Origin of the sequence: Streptomyces sp. (assembly GCF_050698815.1) — a bacterium.
Lineage (GTDB): Bacteria > Actinomycetota > Actinomycetes > Streptomycetales > Streptomycetaceae > Streptomyces.
Genome location: NZ_JBOHCV010000649.1, coordinates 1 through 5,090, shown reverse-complemented (window position 1 = coordinate 5,090; position 5,090 = coordinate 1). Strand labels below are relative to the sequence as shown.

The 5,090-nt window shown below is 69.8% G+C and carries 6 protein-coding genes; 1 reads left to right on the top strand and 5 read right to left on the bottom strand.

The features are described from left to right. The 3 genes from ACRDP3_RS23400 to ACRDP3_RS23390 all read right to left on the bottom strand — a co-directional run. Positions 1-1,436: chromosome segregation SMC family protein (locus ACRDP3_RS23400; protein ID WP_431518975.1), on the bottom strand; the 1,436-nt coding region annotated here is incomplete at its 3' end. Between the two features lie 263 nt (positions 1,437-1,699). Then, positions 1,700-1,912 (bottom strand): hypothetical protein, encoded by a 213-nt coding sequence (locus ACRDP3_RS23395; protein ID WP_431518974.1) that lies wholly within the window; start codon positions 1,910-1,912, stop codon positions 1,700-1,702. A gap of 293 nt (positions 1,913-2,205) precedes the next feature. After that, the gene (locus ACRDP3_RS23390) at positions 2,206-2,469 is read right to left on the bottom strand and encodes an acylphosphatase (RefSeq protein ID WP_431518976.1); all 264 of its coding nucleotides are present in this window, start codon (positions 2,467-2,469) and stop codon (positions 2,206-2,208) included. Between the two features lie 213 nt (positions 2,470-2,682). Here ACRDP3_RS23390 and ACRDP3_RS23385 point away from each other — a divergent pair, with 213 nt between their 5' ends. Continuing rightward, on the top strand, positions 2,683-3,588 hold the full coding sequence (locus ACRDP3_RS23385; RefSeq protein WP_431518973.1) for a CAP domain-containing protein: 906 nt from the start codon (positions 2,683-2,685) through the stop codon (positions 3,586-3,588). A gap of 20 nt (positions 3,589-3,608) precedes the next feature. On the opposite strand, the gene ACRDP3_RS23380 is transcribed toward ACRDP3_RS23385, so the two are convergent. Both ACRDP3_RS23380 and ACRDP3_RS23375 read right to left on the bottom strand, forming a co-directional pair. After that, positions 3,609-4,847, bottom strand: a complete 1,239-nt coding sequence (locus tag ACRDP3_RS23380; RefSeq protein WP_431518972.1) for a tyrosine-type recombinase/integrase — start codon at positions 4,845-4,847, stop codon at positions 3,609-3,611. Next, positions 4,847-5,044, bottom strand: coding sequence for a helix-turn-helix transcriptional regulator (locus tag ACRDP3_RS23375; RefSeq protein WP_431518971.1), 198 nt, complete (start codon positions 5,042-5,044; stop codon positions 4,847-4,849). Before ACRDP3_RS23375 ends, ACRDP3_RS23380 begins: the two co-directional genes overlap by 1 nt. Positions 5,045-5,090 lie beyond the last annotated feature (46 nt).

Sequence of the window (5,090 nt, the reverse complement as noted above, 5' to 3'; positions counted from 1 at the left end):
CGCTCCACCGTGGTGACGCCCTCGCGGGCCGCCGAGAGCGCCGCCTCCGCGTCGGCGAGTTCACGCTTGGCCCTCTCGTGCCGCTCGGCCAGCTCCTCGTCGCCCGCGTCCAGCCCGGCGACCTCCGCGTCGAGCGTCTCGTACGCCTCCTGGGCCACCGCCGCACGCTCCCGCGCCTCGTCCCGCGCCGCCGCCAGCCGGTCGATCTCCGACTGTGCCGAGGAGGCGCGGCTACGCGCGGCGTTGACCTGGCCGTGCAGCCGGGCCAGGCCTTCGCGGCGGTCGGCGATGGCGCGGGCGACGTCCTTGAGCCGGCGCTCCTCGTCCTGGAGCTGCCGCTCCAGCTCCGACCGGTGCGCGACCGTGTCGTCCAGCGCGCGTTCCGCGGCCTCCAACGCGGCCTCCAGCTCCGCCTCCTGCTCACGGATGCGGGCGGCCTCGCGCGCCATGTCCTCGGGATCGCGGCCACGCCGCTCCTCCGCGGGTGCCGCGGAGGCGTGCTGTACCCGCTGGTCGGCCAGGCCGATGGTGCCGCGTACCCGCTCGGCGAGCTGGGAGAGTTCGTACCAGGTCTGCTGGGCGCGTTCCAGCCGCGGGGTGAGCGTCCGTACCTGCTGTTCCAGGTCGGCCTCGCGGCGCAGCGCCTCCTTCAGCCGGCCCTCGACCGCCTCCTTGCGCTCCTTGAGTTCGGCTTCGTCCGCGACCTCCGTCCTGAGGGCCTGCCGCAGCGCGACGAGGTCGTCGGCGAGCAACCGCAGCCGGGCGTCGCGCAGATCGGCCTGGATGACCTGGGCCCTGCGGGCGACGGCGGCCTGCCGGCCGAGCGGCTTGAGCTGGCGCCGCAGTTCGTCGGTCAGATCCTGTACGCGCGCGAGGTTGGCCTGCATGGCATCGAGCTTCCGCAGCGCCTTCTCCTTGCGCTTGCGGTGCTTGAGTACTCCGGCGGCCTCCTCGATGAAGGCGCGGCGCCCGGTCGGGTCGGCGTGCAGCACACCGTCGAGCTGGCCCTGGCCGACGATGACGTGCATCTCCCGGCCGATGCCCGAGTCGGAGAGCAGTTCCTGGATGTCCAGCAGCCGGCAGGTGTCGCCGTTGAGCTGGTACTCGCTGCCGCCGTTGCGGAACATGATCCGCGTGATGGTGACTTCGGAGTAGTCGATCGGCAGCGCGCCGTCCGCGTTGTTGATGGTGAGGGAGACCTCGGCGCGGCCGAGCGGCGGACGGCCGGTCGTGCCGGCGAAGATGACGTCCTCCATCTTGCCGCCGCGCAGCGACTTGGCGCCCTGCTCCCCCATCACCCACGACAGGGCGTCCACGACATTGGACTTGCCGGAGCCGTTGGGGCCGACGACGCAGGTGATGCCGGGCTCGAAGCGCAGCGTCGTGGCGGAGGCGAAGGACTTGAATCCCCGCAGTGTCAGGCTCTTCAGGTGCACGCGTCCGGACTCTAGTCCACCCGCCGCCCGCGTCGGTCCCGTACGGGCGGCGCAGCGCCGGAGTCCTGGTCACCACTTTTCGGTTTCGCCGGGGAAGGCGGAGGGCACATCAGTCGGTAAGCGCAGCGCGGACGGCCCGTACAGGGGGAGAAGGCACTCGACACCCGAACACGTGAGCACTCGGAAAACAACGAAGGGACGCCGAAGCGTCCCTCGCGGATTTTCATGAACGGCAGGCTGCACGCCGAACCGGACCCTCGGGGTCAGGTCAGCGCAGGCTCCGCCTGGGGTACGTCGATGTCGATGCCTTCGAGCATCGCGTCCTGGTGCCGGGCGGCGGCGCACAGCGCGTCGTTCTCGGCCTGCATCCGTACGAGCTCGGATTCCAGGTCGTGTACACGCTGCTGCAGCCGTCGCATCTCGGCGAGGACTCGGGGGTCGGAGCCGCCGACGTAACCGAGAAGCGCCTTTGCCATGATGGATGGTCCTCCGCACTGAGTGGCCAACCCAAGTGGTGGTTGGTCGTGAGGGAAAAATCGCGCCCGCTGGTGCCTGTTCTGCTACTTATTTCTCAGGATCAAACAGTCTGCTGCGGGGACTTCAACCTTCTCACCAAAAGTTTTGACGGTCAACACGATCACGCCCCACGGCCTTGGCTCGACGGCGCTTCAGCGCCGGAGACGGCGGCCCGCAGGGGGCTGGTGATCACGTACCTCTCACTCGTTGCGGCAGCCTTGCATGGTCAGCCGGGAATGGCAACCGCTTTGGATCATCGGATGGCGAAGTCGCTGTAGCCGCCACGCGGCCGGTCCCAGATCTCCGTGACGCCGTCGACCCGGCCGGGCGTGTCGCCGGTGCGCAACCACTCCAGCAGCTGCTCGCAGCGGTTCCGCCGCCCCTCGGCCACGACCTGGACCCGCCCGTCGCCGAGATTGCTGACGAAACCGGCCAGACCGCCCGTGCGCAGGGCCGCGGCACGGGTGAACCAGCGGAAGCCGACCCCCTGCACCCCGCCCCGCACCCAGGCGGTCATCCGCACCGTCGCGTCAGCGGCCTCGGCGACGGGCGCCTCCACCGTGCCGGTCTCCTCCCGCTCTCCGTCACACACAGCCATGACGCGCACGCTATCCGGGCACTTCCGCGGACTTCCCATGCGCCCCCACCTGTCGTGCCGTACAGTCCCGCAGCAACGAGCCTCACCCTTTCGGGTGAGTCCGGGACCGTCGAGCATGTGAGGACGACAGAAATGGGCCGTCACAGACGCGTGCCCCAGGCACCGGAACCCGTCATCGACGACGCCGGCCTCGACGCCGGGCACCGGCTGCGCGGCTCGCACCGCAAGCGCCGGGGTGTGCCCGTGCGCACCGGGGTGCTCGGAGCGTCCGCAGCCATGGCGATGGGCGCCGTGGCCGTCGCCTCGGGGCTGGTCCCGGGGCCGGGCGGACTTTCCGGCGGCGGGCACTACAGCGACAGGGTGGAGGCCGGCGGGCCGACCGATCTGGAGTCGCAGGGCGCACCGTCCTCGCTCGCCCCGTCCCGCTCGGACTCCGCCGGCCCCAGCGACCGCCGTTCCGACGGTTCGGGCTCGCCGTCCGCGTCCCCGTCGACGGACCGCGCCGACCGCTCCTCGTCGCCGGGCTCCTCGCGCCCGTCCGCCTCGACCCGCGCCGACGGCGCCGGCGAGAAGAAGAGCGCGTCGCCGTCCCGGCCAGGCAACGGAGCGGGCACCGGCTCCGGTTCGCCGGACGACGGGGCCACCGCCTCGGCGAGCACGGAGTCCGCCGCCGAGGCCGCGGTGCTGAAACTGGTCAACAACGAGCGCGCCCAGGCCGGTTGCAGGCCGGTGACCAATGACGCCCAACTTGCCGATCTCGCCGGTGACTTCAGCCAGGACATGGCCGAACGCGGGTTCTTCAGCCACACCTCACCCGACGGCGAGAGCCCTTGGGACCGGGCGAGGCAGGCCGGCGTGGACAACATGGGCGGCGAGAACATAGCCCGTGGTCAGGCCGACGCCGAGGCCGTGATGGATTCCTGGATGAACAGCCCCGGGCACAAGGCCAACATCCTCAACTGCGAGTACCGGACCCTGGGCGTCGGGGCGCACTTCGCCGCCGGCGGCCCGTGGTGGACTCAGAACTTCGGCTTCTGAGATTGTCGCAGGTCAGAGCTCTATTTTAGCCTGCGGGCCGTCTCTGGGCCGCCGTGCATCACTCCCCCAGGGCCAAATAGGCCATCCACTGCCGCCCGGGTTCGGGCCTCGCTGCTCGGCATGAGGTGTGTGTACGTGCGCAGTGTGTAGCCGGGGTCGTGATGCCCCAGGTACTCGCTCAGAGCCTTGATGCTCTCCCCGGCGTCCAGGAGTGCCGAGGCGTAGAAGTGGCGCAGGGCGTGCATGCCGTTCTCCCGGCCGGCCGACACCTCCAGTGCGCGGAGGGTGGGACGCCAGACACGCGTATTGAACCTGTTCCGGTTGAGCGGCAGGCCCTCAGCGCTGTAGAAGATCAACGTGGCAGAGACCGGCGGTCCGTCCAAGTTCTTCCACGGCAAGGTGATCTCAGTCGGCGAGTAGCGCGTGATGTGCTCGGCCAGTGCGGAGGCGACGGATTCCGGCAGCGGCACGTCCCGTTCCTTGCCTCCCTTGGGCGGCGCGAACACAGGCTGATTGGCCACGAGCTTGACTTGCCGGACCACGTGCATGGTGCCAGGGAGGAAGTCGACATCCTCCACCGCTAGGCCGAAGATCTCCCCCTGCCTCAATCCGCAACCGGCGGCGACCTCGATCATTTCCCGATAGCGATCATGGAGCTGAGCACGAACCGCCGCCACGCGCTCGAACGTCCAGGGCTTGACCTTGCGCGGGTCCAGGCGCGGAGCCTTCACGCTGCGAGCCCGGCACGGGTTCTCACGTATGACCCGGTCTTCCATGGCCGCCGTAAAGACCGTCGAGACGTGCGCGAAGATGCCCCGACGGTACGCAGGCGACAGCCCGGCGTCTTCCAGCTGGCGCATCCATAGCCGCAGGTGCGAGGGCTGAATGGCTGCCATGGTCCGTGACCCGAGGTACGGCACAGCGTGCAGTCGAAGCCGCATCTCCACGGAGGCCCGCGTCGTCGGGTCGGTCGTCTGTGTCTTCACCCAATCCGCTACGTACTGGCGAAAGGTGACCTTGCCCGCGCGAGGGTCTACGTAGTCGCCGCGCGTCATATCGGCTTCGGTATTGGCCAGCCACGCCTCTGCTCTGCGCTTCTGCTTATCGGGGAAGCTCTGGCTCTTCTCGGTGCCGTCCGGCGCGACGTAGCGGGCGCGGTAGCGCAGGCCGACGCCGTGGCGGTCGGTCTTGACCCTGGTCGGCTTGCTGTCGGGGGCGCTGGTGGTCTTGTACCAGCGGTCTTGGATGTGTCCGGCCATCAGGCAGCCTCCTCCATCTGACCGGTGACCCAGGCGCGTACGTCTTCTGGGTCGTAGCGCAGGTGTCGGCCGACGCGGAAGCCGCGGGGGCCGGTGTGCTTGCGGCGCCACTGGTAGACCGTTTCGACCGGGACGCCCAGGAGGTCGGCCAGGTCCAGCGGCGTGAGGTAGCGCTCAGGCAGGAGCCGTCTGGTCATGGTTACCACTCCTCGTCGTCGGTCAGGTCCTGCAGGGCTTCGCGTG